Annotated in this window: 19 protein-coding genes; 18 read left to right on the top strand and 1 reads right to left on the bottom strand. The window is 50.5% G+C overall.

Annotation, left to right across the window (positions count from 1 at the left end; translation table 11 throughout):
- Positions 1-347: 347 nt before the first annotated feature.
- The 18 genes from mnmG to phoU all read left to right on the top strand — a co-directional run bounded on the left by mnmG (position 348) and on the right by phoU (position 19,748).
- Positions 348-2,237, top strand: a complete 1,890-nt coding sequence (gene mnmG, locus OGY01_RS08955; protein WP_286492929.1) for a tRNA uridine-5-carboxymethylaminomethyl(34) synthesis enzyme MnmG — start codon at positions 348-350, stop codon at positions 2,235-2,237.
- A 99-nt stretch (positions 2,238-2,336) separates the two neighbouring features.
- Positions 2,337-2,960, top strand: a complete 624-nt coding sequence (gene rsmG, locus OGY01_RS08960; protein WP_045449007.1) for a 16S rRNA (guanine(527)-N(7))-methyltransferase RsmG — start codon at positions 2,337-2,339, stop codon at positions 2,958-2,960.
- 615 nt (positions 2,961-3,575) lie between these two features.
- The gene (gene atpI, locus OGY01_RS08965; protein WP_045449005.1) at positions 3,576-3,956 is read left to right on the top strand and encodes a F0F1 ATP synthase subunit I; all 381 of its coding nucleotides are present in this window, start codon (positions 3,576-3,578) and stop codon (positions 3,954-3,956) included.
- A gap of 7 nt (positions 3,957-3,963) precedes the next feature.
- Positions 3,964-4,779, top strand: a complete 816-nt coding sequence (atpB, locus tag OGY01_RS08970) for a F0F1 ATP synthase subunit A (protein ID WP_045449004.1) — start codon at positions 3,964-3,966, stop codon at positions 4,777-4,779.
- Positions 4,780-4,825: 46 nt separating this feature from the next.
- Positions 4,826-5,065: a F0F1 ATP synthase subunit C gene (atpE, locus tag OGY01_RS08975; RefSeq protein ID WP_000429386.1), complete on the top strand. Its 240-nt coding sequence runs from the start codon at positions 4,826-4,828 to the stop codon at positions 5,063-5,065.
- A 59-nt stretch (positions 5,066-5,124) separates the two neighbouring features.
- The gene (atpF, locus tag OGY01_RS08980; protein ID WP_003023796.1) at positions 5,125-5,595 is read left to right on the top strand and encodes a F0F1 ATP synthase subunit B; all 471 of its coding nucleotides are present in this window, start codon (positions 5,125-5,127) and stop codon (positions 5,593-5,595) included.
- A gap of 14 nt (positions 5,596-5,609) precedes the next feature.
- A complete protein-coding gene (gene atpH / locus OGY01_RS08985; RefSeq protein WP_045449001.1) occupies positions 5,610-6,143 on the top strand; it encodes a F0F1 ATP synthase subunit delta in 534 nt (177 codons plus the stop codon).
- Between the two features lie 12 nt (positions 6,144-6,155).
- A complete protein-coding gene (gene atpA, locus OGY01_RS08990; RefSeq protein ID WP_003827026.1) occupies positions 6,156-7,697 on the top strand; it encodes a F0F1 ATP synthase subunit alpha in 1,542 nt (513 codons plus the stop codon).
- A 50-nt stretch (positions 7,698-7,747) separates the two neighbouring features.
- Positions 7,748-8,611 (top strand): F0F1 ATP synthase subunit gamma, encoded by an 864-nt coding sequence (gene atpG / locus OGY01_RS08995; RefSeq protein ID WP_005121458.1) that lies wholly within the window; start codon positions 7,748-7,750, stop codon positions 8,609-8,611.
- Positions 8,612-8,637: 26 nt separating this feature from the next.
- Entirely contained in the window at positions 8,638-10,020 is a 1,383-nt protein-coding gene (atpD, locus tag OGY01_RS09000; RefSeq protein WP_045448998.1) for a F0F1 ATP synthase subunit beta, read from the top strand.
- Between the two features lie 20 nt (positions 10,021-10,040).
- Positions 10,041-10,460 (top strand): F0F1 ATP synthase subunit epsilon, encoded by a 420-nt coding sequence (locus tag OGY01_RS09005; RefSeq protein ID WP_005121460.1) that lies wholly within the window; start codon positions 10,041-10,043, stop codon positions 10,458-10,460.
- Between the two features lie 714 nt (positions 10,461-11,174).
- Positions 11,175-12,545 carry a bifunctional UDP-N-acetylglucosamine diphosphorylase/glucosamine-1-phosphate N-acetyltransferase GlmU gene (glmU, locus tag OGY01_RS09010; RefSeq protein ID WP_286492931.1) on the top strand — a complete coding sequence of 457 codons (1,371 nt, stop codon included), beginning with the start codon at positions 11,175-11,177 and terminating at the stop codon, positions 12,543-12,545.
- Positions 12,546-12,867: 322 nt separating this feature from the next.
- Positions 12,868-14,697, top strand: coding sequence for a glutamine--fructose-6-phosphate transaminase (isomerizing) (glmS, locus tag OGY01_RS09015; protein WP_045448994.1), 1,830 nt, complete (start codon positions 12,868-12,870; stop codon positions 14,695-14,697).
- Between the two features lie 327 nt (positions 14,698-15,024).
- Positions 15,025-16,065: a phosphate ABC transporter substrate-binding protein PstS gene (pstS, locus tag OGY01_RS09020; protein WP_045449847.1), complete on the top strand. Its 1,041-nt coding sequence runs from the start codon at positions 15,025-15,027 to the stop codon at positions 16,063-16,065.
- 145 nt (positions 16,066-16,210) lie between these two features.
- Entirely contained in the window at positions 16,211-17,170 is a 960-nt protein-coding gene (gene pstC, locus OGY01_RS09025) for a phosphate ABC transporter permease PstC (RefSeq protein ID WP_045448992.1), read from the top strand.
- The gene (gene pstA, locus OGY01_RS09030) at positions 17,170-18,060 is read left to right on the top strand and encodes a phosphate ABC transporter permease PstA (RefSeq protein WP_045448990.1); all 891 of its coding nucleotides are present in this window, start codon (positions 17,170-17,172) and stop codon (positions 18,058-18,060) included. The genes pstC and pstA overlap by 1 nt, the downstream gene beginning before the upstream one ends.
- 51 nt (positions 18,061-18,111) lie before the next feature.
- The gene (gene pstB, locus OGY01_RS09035) at positions 18,112-18,885 is read left to right on the top strand and encodes a phosphate ABC transporter ATP-binding protein PstB (RefSeq protein ID WP_045448988.1); all 774 of its coding nucleotides are present in this window, start codon (positions 18,112-18,114) and stop codon (positions 18,883-18,885) included.
- A gap of 137 nt (positions 18,886-19,022) precedes the next feature.
- On the top strand, positions 19,023-19,748 hold the full coding sequence (gene phoU, locus OGY01_RS09040; protein WP_003023824.1) for a phosphate signaling complex protein PhoU: 726 nt from the start codon (positions 19,023-19,025) through the stop codon (positions 19,746-19,748).
- Between the two features lie 103 nt (positions 19,749-19,851).
- Here phoU and yieH read toward each other — a convergent pair whose 3' ends face one another.
- Positions 19,852-20,517: a 6-phosphogluconate phosphatase gene (gene yieH / locus OGY01_RS09045; protein WP_045448986.1), complete on the bottom strand. Its 666-nt coding sequence runs from the start codon at positions 20,515-20,517 to the stop codon at positions 19,852-19,854.
- Between the last annotated feature and the right edge of the window lie 65 nt (positions 20,518-20,582).

Here is a 20,582-nt window from a genome sequence, read left to right on the forward strand (position 1 = left end):
CTCTGGTAGTAAGCTTGGATTAACCAGTAGTTATCCAAAGAACAACCGTTGTTCAGTTTTTGAGTTGTGTATAACCCTTCATTCTGATCCCAGCTTATACGGACCAGGATCACCGATCATTCACAGCTAATGATCCTCAACAACCTGTTGATCTTATTCAAAGGATCGCCCTTATCCACAGAAAGTCGCGATCCTAATAAGAGATCACAATAAAACAGATCTCTAAATAAAAAGATCTTCTTTTTAATACCCAGGATCCCAGGTCTTTCTCCATCGACTAAAGTTGAGTAGAATCCACGGCCCGGGCTTCAATCCATTTTCACACCGCGTTATGCGAGGCAATTACCATGTTTTATCAGGATCCTTTTGACGTCATCATCATTGGCGGGGGTCATGCAGGCACCGAGGCCGCAATGGCAGCGGCGCGGATGGGTCAGCAGACTCTGCTTTTGACACACAATATCGACACGCTGGGGCAGATGAGTTGCAACCCGGCCATTGGCGGCATTGGGAAGGGACACCTGGTAAAAGAAGTGGATGCGCTTGGTGGGCTGATGGCCAAAGCGATCGACCATGCCGGCATTCAGTTTAGGATACTAAACGCGAGCAAAGGACCGGCCGTCCGAGCGACCCGTGCTCAGGCGGATCGTGTGCTCTATCGGCAGGCTGTACGCACTGCGCTGGAGAATCAGCCAAACCTGATGATCTTCCAGCAGGCGGTTGAAGATCTGATTGTTGAAAACGATCGTGTTGTTGGTGCTGTGACTCAAATGGGTTTGAAGTTCCGCGCCAAAGCGGTGGTTCTGACCGTCGGTACCTTCCTCGATGGTAAAATACATATCGGTCTGGACAACTACAGCGGTGGCCGTGCTGGCGATCCGTCGTCTATTCCATTGTCACGTCGCTTGCGTGAACTCCCGCTGCGTGTGAGCCGCCTCAAAACCGGAACACCACCGCGCATTGATGCCCGTACTATCGATTTCAGCGTACTGGCGCAGCAGCACGGCGATAACCCAATGCCAGTTTTCTCGTTTATGGGTAGCGCCTCGCAGCATCCCAATCAGGTACCTTGCTACATCACGCATACCAACGAGAAAACCCATGACGTGATCCGAAATAACCTCGATCGTAGTCCAATGTATGCTGGTGTGATCGAAGGCATTGGTCCACGTTACTGCCCATCGATCGAAGACAAAGTAATGCGTTTTGCTGATCGTAACCAACATCAGATCTTCCTCGAACCAGAAGGACTGACTTCCAACGAAATTTACCCGAACGGCATCTCCACCAGCCTGCCATTCGATGTACAGATGCAGATTGTTCGCTCTATGCAGGGGATGGAAAACGCGAGAATCGTTCGCCCCGGCTATGCTATTGAGTATGACTTCTTCGACCCACGCGATCTGAAACCCACTCTGGAAAGCAAATTTATCCAGGGATTGTTCTTTGCCGGACAAATCAACGGCACGACAGGTTATGAAGAAGCCGCGGCGCAGGGTCTGCTTGCTGGCCTGAACGCTGCCCGTCTGTCCGCTGACAAAGAAGGCTGGGCTCCTGCACGTTCTCAGGCATACCTTGGCGTATTAGTCGATGATCTTTGTACACTGGGTACCAAAGAACCGTACCGTATGTTTACCTCACGTGCGGAATATCGTTTGATGTTGCGTGAAGATAACGCCGATCTCCGTCTGACAGAAATGGGCCGCGAGCTGGGTCTGGTGGATGACGAACGCTGGGCGCGTTTCAATGAAAAACTGGAGCGCATCGAACAAGAACGTCAACGTCTTAAATCGACCTGGGTGAACCCGTTAGCTGAGTCTGCCGCTGAAGTGAACGCTCACCTTGCGACTCCTCTGTCACGTGAAGCCAGTGGTGAAGATCTTCTGCGTCGCCCGGATATGACCTACGCACAGCTGACATCTTTGTCTGCGTTCGCCCCGGGTCTTGACGATGCACAGGCCGCAGAACAGGTTGAGATTCAGGTTAAATACGAAGGGTATATTGCCCGTCAGCAGGATGAAATAGACCGGCAGCAACGTAATGAAAACACTTTGTTGCCTGCGACTCTGGACTATCGCCAGGTTTCCGGTTTATCGAATGAAGTTATTGCCAAGCTTAATGATCACAAACCTGTGTCGATTGGTCAGGCATCACGTATTTCTGGTGTGACACCTGCGGCCATCTCCATTCTGCTGGTATGGCTGAAAAAACAAGGTATGCTGCGCCGCAGCGCGTAAAGCCAATTTTGGCGGGTGCGTTTTGTTTACCCGCCCTACCGATTCGTTAGCCAGGTAAGCAAAACGCCACCGGGCAAATTTTATAGACAGGTAACTGCCGTGCTCAACAAACTCTCTCGTCTGCTGGCTGATGCTGGTATTTCGCTTACCGATCACCAGAAAAATCAGCTGATTGCGTATGTCGATATGCTGCACAAATGGAACAAAGCGTACAATCTGACATCGGTGCGGGATCCCAATGAAATGCTGGTGCGCCATATTCTGGACAGCATCGTAGTCGCACCTCATTTGCAGGGGGAGCGCTTTATTGACGTTGGTACTGGCCCTGGTCTGCCGGGCATTCCGCTCTCCATAGTTCGTCCTGACGCCCATTTTACGCTGCTGGATAGCCTGGGGAAACGTGTTCGCTTCCTGCGCCAGGTGCAACATGAGCTTGCGCTTACTAACATCACCCCTGTACAGAGCCGGGTTGAAGAGTTTCCTTCTGAACCTCCATTTGATGGGGTGATAAGCCGTGCTTTTGCGTCGCTTAACGACATGGTGAGTTGGTGTCATCATTTACCCGGTCAAAACGGGCGTTTTTACGCGTTAAAGGGACAGTTGCCTGAAGATGAGATAGCCTCTCTACCTGCTGAATTTAGCGTCGAGTCTGTTGAAAAATTACGGGTTCCACAGCTGGACGGTGAACGCCATCTGGTGGTTATTAAGCCAAACAAAATTTAATATTTGTCAAAAAAAATAGAAAAAAAGCGGTGCTTCAGGTGTTAAAAATTGGAGGGTGTAGTGGGGTTAAATGTTGTTACATTTCACCTGTGCCTTACTGTTTTGCATCATAACTATAACGTACCGTTTTTTGTTAAATGCGAAACAAGTCAACTGTGAAAATATCAGTCTGCTAAAAATAGAACGTAAGAATTACCGTTTTGTGTTAATTTTTTATTATAAATGTCAATGAGTGGTTTTTTTGTTGTTAGGCGCTATTTCTAAAACAGTGACGATTTTTACGCTTAAATATCAAAAAGATGAAAAGGCATCATTTGCCACGTAAATAAATTATGCGAAGGTGAATATGTTCGATATGTGATCTGGTGCACGCTTTATCGCCAGTGTTTACGCGGTATTTGCAGTTTTGCATGATCGTTCACAGTTTGCCGAAAAGTAATAAATGAGGCCCAGAGAAAAATATTTAAACATTTATTCACTTTTTAGCTACTTATTGTTTGAAATCACGAAGGCGCACCGTATAATTTGACCGCTTTTTGATGCTTGACTCTAAGCCATAAAGAACGTTTTATACGACACGCGGCATACCTCGAAGGGAGCAGGAGTAAAAACGTGATGTCTATGTCGCTCTTGAGTCGAAACGTTGCTCGTAAGCTTTTGCTCACACAGCTTCTGGCGGTAATAGCAAGTGGATTGCTGTTTAGCCTCAAAGACCCTTTCTGGGGCATCTCCGCATTATGCGGGGGTTTGGCAGTGTTACTGCCGAATATGTTGTTTATGATATTTGCCTGGCGTCACCAGGCGCATACACCAGCAAAGGGCCGAGTTGCCTGGTCGTTCGCCTTCGGCGAAGCCTTCAAGGTGTTAGCGATGCTGGTTTTGCTGGTGGTGGCGTTGGCGGTTTTGAAGGCGGTATTCTTACCGCTGATCGTTACGTGGGTTTTGGTGCTGGTGGTTCAGATACTGGCGCCGGCTGTAATTAACAACAAAGGGTAAAGGCATCATGGCTTCAGAAAATATGACGCCGCAGGATTACATAGGACACCATCTGAACAACCTTCAGTTGGACCTGCGTACATTCTCGCTGGTGGATCCGCACAACCCCCCAGCCACCTTCTGGACGCTCAATATTGACTCCATGTTTTTCTCGGTGGTTCTGGGTCTGTTGTTCCTGCTTATGTTCCGTAGCGTTGCCAAAAAGGCGACCAGCGGCGTACCAGGTAAATTTCAGACCGCGATTGAGCTGGTAATCGGCTTTGTAAATGGTAGCGTGAAAGACATGTACCATGGCAAAAGCAAGCTGATTGCTCCGCTGGCCCTGACGATTTTCGTCTGGGTATTCCTGATGAACATGATGGACTTACTGCCTATCGACCTGCTGCCGTACATCGGTGAGCATATCTTTGGTCTGCCAGCTCTGCGTGTGGTTCCGTCTGCTGACGTGAACATCACCCTGTCTATGGCGCTGGGCGTATTTATCCTCATTCTGTTCTACAGCATCAAAATGAAAGGCATCGGTGGCTTCACGAAAGAGTTGACGCTGCAGCCGTTCAATCACTGGGCGTTCATTCCTGTCAACTTAATCCTTGAAGGGGTAAGCCTGCTGTCCAAACCAGTTTCTCTTGGTCTGCGACTGTTCGGCAACATGTACGCTGGTGAGCTGATTTTCATTCTGATTGCTGGTCTGTTGCCGTGGTGGTCACAGTGGATCCTGAATGTGCCATGGGCCATTTTCCACATACTGATTATCACGCTGCAAGCCTTCATCTTCATGGTTCTGACGATTGTCTATCTGTCGATGGCGTCTGAAGAGCATTAATTTACCAACACTACTACGTTTTAACTGAAACAAACTGGAGACTGTCATGGAAAACCTGAATATGGATCTGCTGTACATGGCTGCCGCTGTGATGATGGGTCTGGCGGCAATCGGTGCTGCGATCGGTATCGGCATCCTCGGGGGTAAATTCCTGGAAGGCGCAGCGCGTCAACCTGATCTGATTCCTCTGCTGCGTACTCAGTTCTTTATCGTTATGGGTCTGGTGGATGCTATCCCGATGATCGCTGTAGGTCTGGGTCTGTACGTGATGTTCGCTGTCGCGTAGTAAGCGTTGCTTGAATTAAAAGCAATATCAGAACGTTAACTAGATAGAGGCATTGTGCTGTGAATCTTAACGCAACAATCCTCGGCCAGGCCATCGCGTTTGTCCTGTTCGTTCTGTTCTGCATGAAGTACGTATGGCCGCCGTTAATGGCTGCCATCGAAAAACGTCAAAAAGAAATTGCTGACGGTCTTGCTTCTGCAGAACGAGCACATAAGGATCTTGACCTTGCAAAGGCCAGCGCGACCGACCAGCTGAAAAAGGCTAAAGCGGAAGCTCAGGTAATCATCGAGCAGGCGAACAAACGTCGCGCTCAGATCCTGGACGAAGCCAAAACTGAAGCAGAGCAGGAACGTACTAAAATCGTGGCACAAGCGCAGGCGGAAATTGAAGCCGAGCGTAAACGTGCTCGCGAAGAGCTGCGTAAGCAAGTTGCTATCCTGGCTGTTGCTGGCGCCGAGAAGATCATCGAACGTTCCGTGGATGAAGCTGCTAACAGCGACATCGTGGACAAACTTGTCGCTGAACTGTAAGGAGGGAGGGGCTGATGTCTGAATTTATTACGGTAGCTCGCCCCTACGCCAAAGCAGCTTTTGACTTTGCCGTTGAGCACCAAAGCGTTGACCGTTGGCAAGATATGCTGATGTTTGCCGCTGAGGTGACGAAAAACGAACAAATGGCAGAGCTTCTCTCTGGCGCGCTGGCGCCGGAAACGCTCGCTGAGTCGTTTATCGCAGTCTGCGGTGAGCAGCTGGACGAAAACGGCCAAAACCTGATTAAGGTGATGGCTGAAAATAACCGTCTGAATGCGCTCCCGGATGTTCTTGAGCAGTTTATTCACCTGCGTGCAGCCAGTGAGGCGATCTCTGAGGTAGAAGTTACTTCTGCCAATGCACTGAGTGATGAACAGCTTACGAAGATTAGTGCAGCGATGGAAAAACGTCTGTCACGCAAAGTTAAGCTGAATTGCAAAATCGATAAGTCTGTAATGGCAGGCGTAATCATCCGTGCGGGTGATATGGTCATTGATGGCAGCGTACGCGGCCGTCTTGAACGCCTTGCAGACGTCTTGCAGTCTTAAGGGGACTGGAGCATGCAACTGAATTCCACCGAAATCAGCGAACTGATCAAGCAGCGCATTGCTCAGTTCAGTGTTGTGAGCGAAGCTCACAACGAAGGTACTATTGTTTCTGTAAGTGACGGTGTTATCCGCATCCACGGCCTTGCCGACTGTATGCAGGGTGAGATGATTTCCCTGCCGGGTAACCGTTACGCAATCGCACTGAACCTGGAGCGCGACTCCGTAGGTGCAGTTGTGATGGGTCCATACGCTGACCTCGCCGAAGGCATGAAGGTTAAGTGTACGGGTCGTATTCTGGAAGTTCCGGTTGGCCGTGGCCTGCTGGGTCGTGTGGTGAACACTCTGGGTTCCCCAATCGACGGTAAAGGTCCGGTTGATAACGATGGCTTCTCGCCAATCGAAGTTATCGCTCCGGGCGTAATCGAACGTCAGTCCGTCGATCAGCCGGTACAGACCGGTTATAAATCCGTTGATGCTATGATCCCAATCGGTCGTGGTCAGCGTGAATTGATCATCGGTGACCGTCAGACCGGTAAAACCGCGATGGCAATCGATGCGATCATCAACCAGCGCGATTCCGGCATCAAATGTGTGTACGTGGCTATTGGCCAGAAAGCGTCCACTATTTCTAACGTGGTTCGTAAACTGGAAGAACACGGCGCACTGTCCAACACCATCGTTGTTGTGGCAACCGCGTCTGAATCCGCTGCACTGCAATACCTGGCGCCATATGCCGGTTGCGCAATGGGCGAATACTTCCGTGACCGTGGCGAAGATGCACTGATCGTTTATGATGACCTGTCCAAACAGGCCGTTGCTTACCGTCAGGTTTCCCTGCTGCTCCGTCGTCCGCCAGGACGTGAAGCATTCCCGGGCGACGTATTTTACCTCCACTCCCGTCTGCTGGAACGCGCATCCCGCGTTAACGCGGAATACGTTGAGAAGTTCACCAATGGTGAAGTTAAAGGTAAAACCGGCTCCCTGACCGCTCTGCCGATTATCGAAACCCAGGCGGGTGACGTTTCTGCGTTCGTTCCGACCAACGTAATTTCCATTACCGATGGTCAGATCTTCCTGGAAACCAACCTGTTTAACTCCGGTATTCGTCCGGCAGTTAACCCGGGTATCTCCGTATCTCGTGTAGGTGGCGCAGCGCAGACCAAGATCATTAAGAAACTGTCCGGTGGTATTCGTACCGCACTGGCACAGTATCGTGAACTGGCAGCGTTTTCTCAGTTCGCTTCCGACCTGGATGAAGCTACGCGTAAGCAGCTGAGCCACGGTCAGAAAGTAACTGAACTGCTGAAGCAGAAACAGTATGCCCCAATGTCTGTAGCACAGCAGGGTGTGGTGCTGTTTGCGGCTGAACGCGGTTACCTCGAAGATGTGGAACTGGCGAAAATCGGTAGTTTCGAAGCTGCTCTGCTGGCTTACGTCGACCGTGACCACGCTCCGCTGATGCAAGAGATTAACCAGTCCGGTGGCTATAACGATGAAATCGAAGGCAAGCTGAAAGCTATCCTCGATTCCTTCAAAGCAACCCAGTCCTGGTAACGTCTGGCGGTCTGTCCTAGGACGGACCGCAAGGCATTGAGGAGAAGCTCATGGCCGGCGCAAAAGAGATACGTAGTAAGATCGCAAGCGTCCAGAACACGCAGAAGATCACTAAAGCGATGGAGATGGTCGCCGCTTCCAAAATGCGTAAATCGCAGGATCGCATGGCGGCCAGCCGTCCTTATGCAGAGACCATGCGCAAAGTGATTGGTCACCTTGCGAATGGTAATCTGGAATATAAGCACCCTTACCTGGAAGAACGCGACGTTAAACGCGTGGGCTACCTGGTGGTGTCGACCGATCGTGGTCTGTGTGGCGGCTTGAACATTAACCTGTTCAAAAAACTGCTGGCAGATATGAAAACATGGTCCGATAAAGGCGTTCAGTGCGACATCGCAATGATCGGCTCTAAGGGCGTGTCTTTCTTTAACTCCGTTGGCGGTAACGTGGTTGCTCAGGTAACCGGTATGGGGGATAACCCTTCCCTGTCCGAACTGATCGGTCCGGTTAAAGTGATGCTGCAGGCCTACGATGAAGGCCGTCTGGACAGACTGTACGTTGTCAGCAACAAATTTATTAACACCATGTCTCAGGTGCCAACTCTTACCCAACTGTTGCCGTTACCGGCATCAGAAGATGAAGAGTTAAAACAAAAAGCCTGGGATTACCTGTATGAACCAGACCCGAAACCGCTGCTGGATACTCTGCTGCGTCGTTACGTTGAATCTCAGGTTTATCAGGGTGTGGTAGAAAACCTGGCCAGCGAGCAGGCCGCACGTATGGTGGCGATGAAAGCCGCGACCGACAATGGCGGCAGCCTGATTAAAGAGCTGCAGTTGGTATACAACAAAGCTCGTCAGGCCAGCATTACTCAGGAACTCACCGAAATCGTCGGTGGTGCATCCGCGGTATAACCAGGTTAATTCGTAGAGGATTCAAGATGGCTACTGGAAAAATTGTCCAGGTAATCGGCGCCGTGGTTGACGTCGAATTCCCTCAGGATGCCGTACCGCGCGTGTACGATGCTCTTGAGGTTATGAATGGTAATGAGAGCCTGGTGCTGGAAGTTCAGCAGCAGCTCGGCGGCGGTATCGTGCGTACCATCGCCATGGGTTCTTCCGACGGTCTGCGTCGTGGTCTGGAAGTTAAAGACCTCGAACACCCGATCGAAGTCCCGGTAGGTAAAGCAACCCTGGGTCGTATCATGAACGTTCTGGGTCACCCGATCGACATGAAAGGCGATATCGGTGAAGAAGAGCGTTGGGCTATCCACCGCGCAGCACCGTCCTATGAAGAGCTGTCCAGCTCTCAGGAACTGCTGGAAACCGGTATCAAAGTTATCGACCTGATGTGTCCGTTCGCGAAGGGCGGTAAAGTTGGTCTGTTCGGTGGTGCGGGTGTAGGTAAAACCGTAAACATGATGGAGCTGATCCGTAACATCGCGATCGAACACTCCGGTTACTCCGTGTTTGCAGGTGTTGGTGAGCGTACTCGTGAGGGTAACGACTTCTACCACGAAATGACCGACTCTAACGTTCTGGATAAAGTATCCCTGGTTTATGGCCAGATGAACGAGCCGCCGGGAAACCGTCTGCGCGTTGCTCTGACCGGTCTGACTATGGCTGAGAAGTTCCGTGACGAAGGTCGTGACGTTCTGTTGTTCGTTGATAACATCTATCGTTACACCCTGGCCGGTACGGAAGTATCTGCTCTGCTGGGTCGTATGCCTTCAGCGGTAGGCTACCAGCCGACCCTGGCGGAAGAGATGGGTGTTCTTCAGGAACGTATCACCTCTACTAAAACCGGTTCTATCACCTCCGTTCAGGCGGTATACGTACCTGCGGATGACTTGACTGACCCATCCCCAGCAACCACCTTTGCTCACTTGGATGCAACCGTGGTACTGAGCCGTCAGATCGCATCTCTGGGTATCTACCCGGCAGTTGACCCGCTGGATTCAACCAGCCGTCAGTTGGATCCGCTGGTTGTTGGTCAGGAACACTACGACACTGCGCGTGGCGTACAGTCCCTGCTGCAGCGTTATCAGGAACTGAAAGACATCATCGCCATCCTGGGTATGGATGAATTGTCTGAAGAAGATAAACTGGTGGTAGCACGTGCGCGTAAGATCCAGCGCTTCCTGTCCCAGCCGTTCTTCGTCGCGGAAGTATTTACCGGTTCCCCAGGTAAATATGTTTCCCTGAAAGACACCATCCGTGGCTTTAAAGGCATCATGGAAGGCGAATACGATCACCTGCCAGAGCAGGCGTTCTACATGGTTGGTTCTATCGACGAAGCCGTGGAAAAAGCCAAAAAACTTTAACGCCTTAATCGGAGGGTGATATGGCAATGACTTACCACCTGGACGTCGTCAGCGCAGAGCAACAAATGTTCTCTGGTCTGGTCGAAAAAATCCAGGTAACGGGTAGTGAAGGTGAACTGGGTATTTTCCCAGGGCATGCCCCGCTGCTCACCGCCATTAAGCCTGGTATGATCCGCATCGTTAAACAGTTCGGTCATGAAGAGTTTATCTACCTGTCCGGCGGCATTCTTGAAGTGCAGCCTGGCAACGTGACCGTACTGGCTGATACCGCGATTCGCGGGCAGGATCTCGATGAAGCGAGAGCCCTGGAAGCGAAACGTAAGGCTGAAGAGCACATTAAGAGCTCTCACGGTGACGTGGATTACGCTCAGGCATCTGCGGAACTGGCCAAAGCGATCGCGAAATTGCGCGTTATCGAGTTGACCAAAAAAGCGATGTAACACCGGCTTGAAAACACAAAAACCAGTCTGATTTCAGGCTGGTTTTTTTATGCCTGTGCTTTAAGTTATATAAGCTGAAAAGCTATTTTAATATTTATGTGATCTGCATCACGTAAATATTGATCGATTAAAAAATGAAGCGTAGACTTGTTTTTGTGATGAGTGTCACATAATTAACTCAGATAAAAACAGGATACCAACATGAAATTGATCAACAAAATCATCGCCCTTTTCAGCAACATGAACGTTTCTTTCGGCATGTTCAATCTGTAATACCCTGCCTGCAATGTGGCGCTGTGCTTAATGTGGTTTGTAAGCAAGCGCCGTCAGTCGTCTCACTCCCTGTTCTCGTACTTTTCCCCTTCAATACAGCAAGTTGTCTTATCTATTTTTGTCTGCATAGTCTGAAATCATGACTCGCTGGTACTTTGCTGCTGCCGGCTGAATTTGAGCGATAAAATCGCGTGCTATGTACTAAATTCTTTATTCATTAGGCAAAAAAATAGCAAAAACATTAACCTAAGGCTTTAATAGGTACAGACTCCTGGTTTCGGGGAGACAAAAGACGCCGATATAGATGAAAATAGTTGATTAACAGGTAGGTATTTTCTCCTATTGAACGTTTTATCTTCGGCCCATTTCACGATGAAAAAAATGTAGTAATTTCAATGTGAAACGGTATAAATTCGTTCTCAAATTTAAGTCAGGACGTGTATGTTGAATAGTGCTATGAGCGTCGTGATCCTTGCCGCTGGCAAAGGTACACGCATGTATTCCGATCTCCCTAAAGTGCTGCACACTCTCGCGGGAAAGGCGATGGTCCAGCATGTCATTGATGCTGCTAATGAATTAGGGGCAACTCATGTACACCTGGTCTATGGACACGGTGGTGATTTGCTTAAGCAGACACTGAAAGAAGGCAACCTTAACTGGGTTCTGCAGGCAGAGCAGCTGGGAACCGGCCATGCGATGCAGCAGGCAGCGCCATTCTTTGGTGATGACGAAGACATTTTAATGCTCTATGGCGATGTCCCGCTAATCTCCACTACTACGTTACAACGCTTGCGTGATGCAAAACCGCAGGGTGGCATCGGCCTATTAACGGTAAAACTGGACGACCCAACCGGTTATGGGCGCATTACGCGTGATGACGGTAAAGTCACCGGTATCGTAGAGCATAAAGATGCTACCGACGAGCAGCGTCAGATCCAGGAAATCAACACCGGTATTCTGATTGCCAACGGCGCGGACATGAAGCGCTGGCTGTCAAAATTGACTAACAACAATGCGCAGGGTGAATACTACATCACCGATATCATAGCGCTTGCCTGGCAGGAAGGTCGTGAGATCACTGCCGTTCATCCGGACAGACTCAGTGAAGTGGAAGGCGTGAATAACCGCTTACAACTATCCCGTCTGGAGCGCGTGTACCAGTCTGAACAGGCTGAAAAACTGCTGTTGGCGGGGGTTATGCTGCGCGATCCGGCTCGTTTTGATCTGCGCGGTACGCTTATTCACGGGCGCGATGTTGAAATTGATACTAACGTTATCATTGAAGGTAACGTAACGCTCGGGAACCGCGTGAAGATAGGCGCAGGGTGCATCATCAAAAACAGCGTGATTGGTGATGACTGTGAGCTTAGTCCGTACAGTGTGGTTGAAGATGCACGCCTGGACGCTGCTTGCACTATCGGACCTTTCGCGCGTCTGCGCCCGGGAGCCGAACTGCAGGAAGGCGCGCACGTAGGGAACTTCGTCGAAATGAAAAAAGCGCGTCTGGGTAAAGGCTCTAAAGCCGGTCATTTGACTTATCTGGGCGATGCGGAAATTGGCGATAATGTGAATATCGGTGCGGGTACGATCACCTGTAACTACGATGGTGCCAATAAGTTTAAAACCATTATTGGCGACGATGTTTTTGTTGGTTCAGACACTCAGCTGGTGGCTCCTGTTACCGTGGGTAAGGGCGCGACTATCGCAGCCGGAACTACCGTTACGCGAAATATCGCCGATAATGAACTGGTTTTAAGCCGCGTGCCGCAGGTCCATAAGCAGAGCTGGAAACGTCCGGTGAAGAAAAAATAATTTTAGTTTTGTAGGCCTGATAAGGCGTAGCCATCATCAGGCAGACAGAGGGATGAGGAGGTAAATATATATCTCCCTCCCAATAGCAGTAACTATAAAAATAACCCCACTCTCTACAAGGCTCGGGGAGCCCGGAATACGGGCATTGCCCAAAGTATTTCGCGCCTTAGCAAGGCGGCAAACCTGGGAATCTTCGGGAGCTTACTGAGGTAAGTGACCGGAGTGAACAAGTGCAGCCAACGCAGCAACGGCGTGAAAGACGAAGGGTAAACAGGTTGACCGACAACGACAGGCATAATGCCTAAATTCGGAATCATAAAATATGTGTGGAATTGTTGGCGCTATCGCGCAGCGTGATGTAGCTGAAATCCTTCTCGAAGGTTTACGTCGTCTGGAATATCGTGGCTATGACTCTGCCGGTCTGGCAGTTGTCGATGCTGAAGGCAACATGACCCGTCTGCGTCGTCTGGGTAAAGTACAGATGCTTACCGCTGCTGCGGAAGAGCATCCGTTGCATGGCGGCACTGGTATTGCTCATACCCGTTGGGCGACCCATGGTGAACCTTCAGAAGCGAACGCGCATCCGCATGTTTCTGAACATATTGTGGTGGTGCATAACGGCATCATCGAAAACCATGAACCACTACGCGAAATGCTGAAAGCGCGTGGTTACACCTTTGTTTCTGAAACCGACACCGAAGTGATTGCTCACCTGGTGCATTGGGAGCTGGAACAGGGCGGAACCCTACGTGAAGCTGTGCTGCGGACTATCCCGCAACTGCGCGGTGCATACGGCACGGTGATCATGGACACCCGTAACCCGGAAGTCCTGCTGGCGGCACGTTCTGGTAGCCCGCTGGTTATTGGCTTGGGGATGGGTGAGAACTTTATCGCTTCCGATCAGCTGGCGCTGCTGCCGGTTACCCGTCGCTTTATCTTCCTTGAAGAAGGCGATATTGCGGAAGTGACCCGCCGTTCGGTCTCTATTTTCGATAAATCTGGCGAAGAAGTGACACGTCAGGATATCGAATCCAGTCTGCAATATGATGCTGGCGAAAAAGGTATTTACCGCCACTACATGCAGAAAGAGATTTACGAACAGCCGAACGCGATTAAAAACACCCTTACCGGGCGTATCAGCCATGGTGAAGTGGATTTAAGCGAGCTGGGTCCGAATGCCAACGAGCTGCTGTCTCAGGTGGAGCATATCCAGATTATCGCCTGTGGTACCTCGTACAACTCAGGTATGGTATCACGCTACTGGTTCGAGTCGCTGGCAGGTATTTCCTGTGATGTGGAAATCGCTTCCGAGTTCCGCTATCGCAAATCAGCTGTGCGTCGTAACAGCCTGATGATCACTCTTTCCCAGTCTGGTGAAACGGCGGATACCCTGGCGGGTCTGCGCTTGTCTAAAGATCTGGGCTATCTGGGATCGCTGGCTATCTGTAACGTACCGGGATCTTCTCTGGTGCGTGAATCAGACCTGGCGATAATGACCAATGCCGGGACTGAAATAGGCGTGGCTTCGACGAAAGCATTTACCACTCAGTTGACAGTTCTGTTGATGCTGGTGGCGAAACTGTCTCGTCTGAAAGGCCTGGATGCGTCAATCGAACAGGAGATCGTTCACGGTCTGCAGGCATTGCCGAGCCGCATTGAACAGATGCTGTCTCAGGACAAACGTATCGCAGCTCTGGCGGAAGATTTCTCTGACAAACATCATGCGCTGTTCCTTGGCCGTGGCGATCAGTATCCGATTGCGCTGGAAGGTGCGCTGAAGTTAAAAGAGATCTCTTATATTCACGCTGAAGCTTATGCCGCTGGCGAACTGAAACACGGCCCGCTGGCGCTGATTGATGCCGATATGCCGGTTATCGTGGTTGCACCGAACAACGAACTGTTGGAAAAACTGAAATCCAACATTGAAGAAGTTCGTGCCCGCGGCGGCCAGTTATACGTCTTCGCCGATCAGGATGCTGGGTTCACTAGCAGCGAAAACATGCACATCATTGAGATGCCGCATGTGGAAGAGGTCATTGCACCGATCTTCTACACTGTTCCGCTGCAGTTGCTGGCTTATCACGTGGCGCTGATTAAAGGCACCGATGTGGATCAGCCGCGTAACCTGGCTAAATCGGTTACTGTAGAGTAAGTCGGTCATAGTGAAAATGCCCCGCTTTTGGCGGGGCTTTTTTTATGCGTTGTTCTGTTTTTAATCAACTATCCCGCTTTTTTTATGTGACAAACCGTCATCTTCAGCTACTGTTTTCAGTGTCATAAAAAGAAATTTTATGCGAAATATTACCGTCATGTGTTATTTCAACTGATTGTTTTTATTGGTTTTTTTTATTTGTTTTGTCTGATTTATTTCGTTGTCATAAAACTGTCATATTTCGTACATTTAACTGTCACCTGTTTATCCTATTTTGCTCATCGTAGCCACTTAACAATGATTTACGAAAATCGTGCAGGAGACATTATGAAAGTTATGCGTACCACTGTCGCAACTGTTGTCGCCGCGACCTTATCGATGAGTGCTTTCTCTGTATTCGCAGCAGCAAGCCTGACAGGTGCAGGTGCAACTTTTCCTGCGCCGGTGTATGCCAAATGGGCTGATACCTATCAGAAAGAGACCGGTAGCAAAGTAAACTACCAGGGTATCGGCTCCTCCGGTGGTGTAAAACAAATTACTGCAAATACCGTTGATTTCGGTGCATCTGATGCACCATTGTCTGATGAGAAACTGGCACAGGAAGGTCTTTTCCAGTTCCCAACAGTGATCGGCGGTGTGGTGCTGGCGGTGAATATCCCAGGCCTGAAATCCGGTGAGCTGGTGCTTGACGGTAAAACGCTGGGTGACATCTATCTCGGCAAAATTAAGAAGTGGGATGATGAAGCCATCACCAAACTGAACCCGGGTCTGAAACTGCCTTCTCAGAATATCGCAGTTGTTCGTCGTGCTGATGGTTCCGGTACTTCCTTCGTATTCACCAGCTATCTGGCAAAAGTGAATGAAGAGTGGAAATCAAAAATTGGTTCAGGCTCTACCGTTAACTGGCCAACCGGTCTGGGTGGTAAAGGCAACGACGGTATCGCCGCGTTCGTACAGCGTCTGCCAGGCTCTATCGGCTACGTTGAATATGCTTATGCTAAGCAGAACAACCTGGCCTATACCAAACTGGTTACTGCTGACGGCAAACCGGTAAGTCCGACCGAAGAAAGTTTCGCTAATGCGGCTAAAGGCGCTGACTGGAGCAAAACTTTTGCCCAGGATCTGACTAACCAGAAAGGTGACGAGGCGTGGCCAATCACGTCTACAACCTTCATTCTGGTTCATAAAGAGCAGAAGAAACCTGAGCAAGGCGCTGAGGTGCTGAAATTCTTTGACTGGGCATACAAAAATGGCGGCAAGCAGGCCAATGACCTGGATTACGCCAGCCTGCCGGACAGCGTGGTTGAGCAGATTCGTGCTGCATGGAAGACCAACGTGAAAGACAGCAGTGGTAAAGCGCTGTATTAACAGAATATCTTTGACGAATTGGCGGATGGCGCTACGCTTATCCGCCCTACGGTTCAGACTGTAGGCCCAATGTATAGACCGGATAAGCGTAGCGCCATCCGGTTTGGGCAACTTCGTAAAACGTGTTTAATGGAAAGAGTAATTTATGGCTGCAACCAAGCCTGCTTTTAACCCTCCGGGTAAAAAGGGTGACATGATATTCAGTGCGCTGGTAAAACTGGCTGCGCTGATTGTGCTATTGATGTTGGGTGGCATTATTGTCTCTCTGGTCATCTCCTCCTGGCCAAGCATCCAGAAATTTGGTTTCTCGTTCCTGTGGACCAAAGAATGGGATGCGCCAAACGATATTTACGGTGCGCTGGTACCAATTTACGGTACGTTGGTCACCTCTCTTATTGCACTGCTGATTGCTGTTCCTGTGAGCTTCGGCATTGCGTTGTTTCTGACGGAATTAGCGCCTGGCTGGCTGCGTCGCCCGCTGGGTATCGCTATCGAACTGCTGGCGGCGATCCCGAGTATCGTTTACGGCATGTGGGGCTTGTTTATCTTTGCTCCGCTGTTCGCAACCTACTTCCAGGAGCCAGTCGGTAACATTCTTTCCAATATCCCGTTTGTTGGTGCCCTGTTCTCCGGTCCGGCATTTGGCATTGGTATTCTGGCCGCTGGCGTGATCCTTGCCATCATGATCATCCCGTACATTGCAGCCGTTATGCGCGATGTGTTCGAACAAACGCCGGTGCTGATGAAAGAGTCAGCCTATGGTATCGGTTGCACTACCTGGGAAGTTATCTGGCGTATCGTCCTGCCGTTCACCAAAAATGGTGTGATTGGTGGCGTGATGCTGGGCCTTGGGCGCGCGTTGGGTGAAACCATGGCGGTAACCTTTATTATCGGTAACACCTACCAGCTCGACAGTGCGTCGCTGTACATGCCGGGCAACAGCATTACCTCTGCGCTGGCGAATGAGTTTGCCGAAGCGGAATCTGGCTTGCATGTTGCTGCGCTGATGGAACTGGGGCTGATCCTGTTTGTGATCACCTTCATCGTGCTGGCGGCATCTAAGTTCATGATCATGCGCCTTGCGAAAAACGAGGGGGCACGCTAATGGCTACGCTTGAAATGCAAAACACAGCCGCGCTGGCGGAATCTCGCCGTAAGATGCAGGCGCGTCGCCGTATGAAAAACCGCATCGCGCTGACGCTCTCTATGGCGACGATGGCATTCGGTCTGTTCTGGCTTATCTGGATCCTGATGTCCACAGTTACCCGTGGTATTGATGGCATGTCGCTGGCACTGTTCACCGAAATGACGCCTCCGCCAAATACCGCTGGTGGTGGTCTGGCGAACGCTCTGGCCGGTAGCGGACTGTTGATTCTGTGGGCGACCGTGTTTGGTACACCGCTCGGTATTATGGCGGGCATCTATCTGGCCGAGTACGGGCGTAAGTCCTGGCTGGCTGAGGTGATCCGTTTTATCAACGATATTCTGCTTTCTGCACCATCAATTGTTGTTGGTCTGTTTGTTTACACCATTGTGGTGGCGAAGATGGAGCACTTCTCCGGCTGGGCGGGTGTTATCGCGCTGGCACTGCTGCAGGTGCCTATCGTTATCCGCACCACCGAGAACATGCTCAAACTGGTGCCGGACAGCCTGCGTGAAGCGGCATATGCGCTGGGTACGCCGAAGTGGAAGATGATTTCTGCTATCACCCTGAAAGCGTCTGTCTCCGGCATTATTACAGGCGTTCTGCTGGCGATTGCGCGTATTGCGGGTGAAACCGCCCCGCTGTTGTTTACGTCGCTCTCCAATCAGTTCTGGAGCACCGACATGATGCAACCCATTGCCAACCTGCCGGTAACGATATTTAAGTTTGCGATGAGCCCATTTGCTGAATGGCAGCAACTGGCCTGGGCCGGGGTGTTGATTATTACCCTGTGCGTACTGTTGCTGAATATTCTGGCGCGCGTGATTTTCGCGAAGAAGAAACACGGTTAATTATTTACGGCGCGGCCAACGACGGCGGCGCTGAATGAGGAAGAGATTGAGATGAGTATGGTTAACACGACTCCGGGTAAAATTTCAGTACGTGACCTGAACTTCTACTACGGCAAATTCCATGCCCTGAAGAACATCAACCTGGATATCGCTAAAAACCAGGTAACTGCGTTTATCGGCCCGTCAGGTTGCGGTAAATCAACGTTGCTGCGTACATTTAACAAAATGTTTGAACTGTACCCGGAGCAGCGTGCAGAAGGTGAAATCCTGCTGGATGGCGACAATATACTTACCAACACCCAGGATATCGCACTGCTTCGTGCCAAAGTGGGGATGGTGTTCCAGAAACCGACGCCATTCCCGATGTCCATTTATGACAACATCGCATTTGGTGTACGCCTGTTTGAAAAGCTCTCCCGTGCGGATATGGATGAGCGTGTGCAGTGGGCGTTGACCAAGGCCGCATTATGGAACGAAACCAAAGATAAACTGCACCAGAGCGGGTACTCTCTCTCCGGTGGTCAGCAGCAGCGTTTATGCATTGCGCGTGGTATCGCCATTCGCCCGGAAGTACTGCTGCTGGATGAGCCATGCTCAGCGCTCGACCCGATCTCCACCGGGCGTATCGAAGAGCTGATCACCGAGCTTAAAGAGGATTACACCGTTGTTATCGTCACCCACAACATGCAGCAGGCTGCACGTTGTTCAGACCACACGGCGTTTATGTACCTGGGCGAATTGATTGAGTTCAGCAACACGGACGATCTGTTCACCAAGCCCGCGAAGAAACAAACTGAAGACTACATTACCGGTCGCTACGGTTGATATGCCCTTCAGCTTTCAAGCGATAACCGCGTTGGCTGCCTTTGCTCACCCCAGTCACGTAGTAGGCTACGCTCCCGGGGACTCGCGCAGTTGCCGCCTTGTTCTCGCTCGAAATCTTTTGGACATCTGGAGAAATGATGGACAATTTAAATCTTAATAAACATATTTCCGGCCAGTTCAATGCAGAACTGGAGAGTATTCGTACCCAGGTGATGACCATGGGCGGCATGGTAGAACAGCAGCTTTCTGATGCGATTACCGCCATGCATAATCAAGACAGCGAGCTGGCGAAGCGCGTCATTGAAGGCGACAAGAACGTCAACATGATGGAGGTGGCGATTGATGAAGCTTGTGTGCGTATCATCGCCAAGCGTCAGCCGACGGCGAGCGACCTGCGACTGGTTATGGCGATTATCAAAACCATCGCTGAACTGGAACGTATTGGTGATGTGGCCGACAAAATTTGCCGCACCGCGCTGGAAAAATTCTCTCAGCAGCATCAGCCGCTGCTGGTAAGCCTGGAATCACTGGGTCGCCACACCGTGCAAATGCTGCATGATGTGCTGGATGCCTTTGCGCGTATGGATCTGGACGAAGCGGTACGTATCTACCGTGAAGACAAGAAAGTTGACCAGGAATATGAAGGTATCGTGCGTCAACTGATGACTTACATGATGGAAGACCCGCGCACTATTCCAAGCGTACTTACCGCGCTGTTCTGTGCGCGCTCTATCGAGCGTATCGGTGACCGTTGCCAGAATATTTGCGAATACATCTTCTACTTCGTGAAGGGGCAGGATTTCCGTCACGTGGGCGGCGATGAGCTGGATAAGCTGCTGGCGGGTAAAGATCCGAAAGAGTAATAGTTGTGTGATCCGCAGGCCCGGTAAGCTTGCGCCTCCGGGCAGTTCGCCGGATGGCGCTAATGCTTATCCGGCCTACAATACAATAACCATTCCGACATCATTAGCGCGTCAAATTCCACCCACGAGCCTTCCACAACTCAGGTAACTGCGCCAGATCGGTAAAGGTCGTTACTTTTGGATGATCGATCGGCTTGTTGTGTGGATCGGCACAGAAGTAGAAAACCTCCATTCCCGCATCGATTCCCGACTGCGCACCTGCACTGGAATCATCCACCAGAATGCAGTTTTCTGCGTTGACGTTCATTGCTTTTGCCGCATGAAACATCAGGGCCGGATCGGGCTTCCAGCGCTGAATATCATAGCCACTGAACAATAAATCAGGGAAATGATGCAACATACCCAGCTTACCCAGAGAATGCTGCATTTTGCTGACCGGACCGTTAGACACCACGCATATGGGCACAGCCATGCTGTCCAGCAATGAATTAGCCCCTGCAATCACCTCCAGTTCGGTATCGAACAGGCGTGCGACCTCAGCGCGGTAAACGGGTTCTAAATCGGCTTTCGCCAGTTCGACACCGTGTTCTTCGTTGATAATGTCGATGATCTCGTAGAGCTTTACCCCCTTGAAGCGCTTAAAAATCTCTTCAAGATCGAGCGTAATGCCGAACGCCTGGAACATGCTGACATACGCGCGAGAACAAATTACTTCACTGTCGACAAGGGTACCGTCACAGTCAAAAAATACGGCTTCTATCTGGGACATGTCATTTCCATTTTAACAAGTTTAACGTTTACGTAATGCATAATGGGGTGACGCAATCGTTGCCG

The sequence above is a fragment of the Citrobacter sp. Cm038 genome (assembly GCF_030333105.1).
Classification (GTDB): domain Bacteria; phylum Pseudomonadota; class Gammaproteobacteria; order Enterobacterales; family Enterobacteriaceae; genus Citrobacter; species Citrobacter murliniae.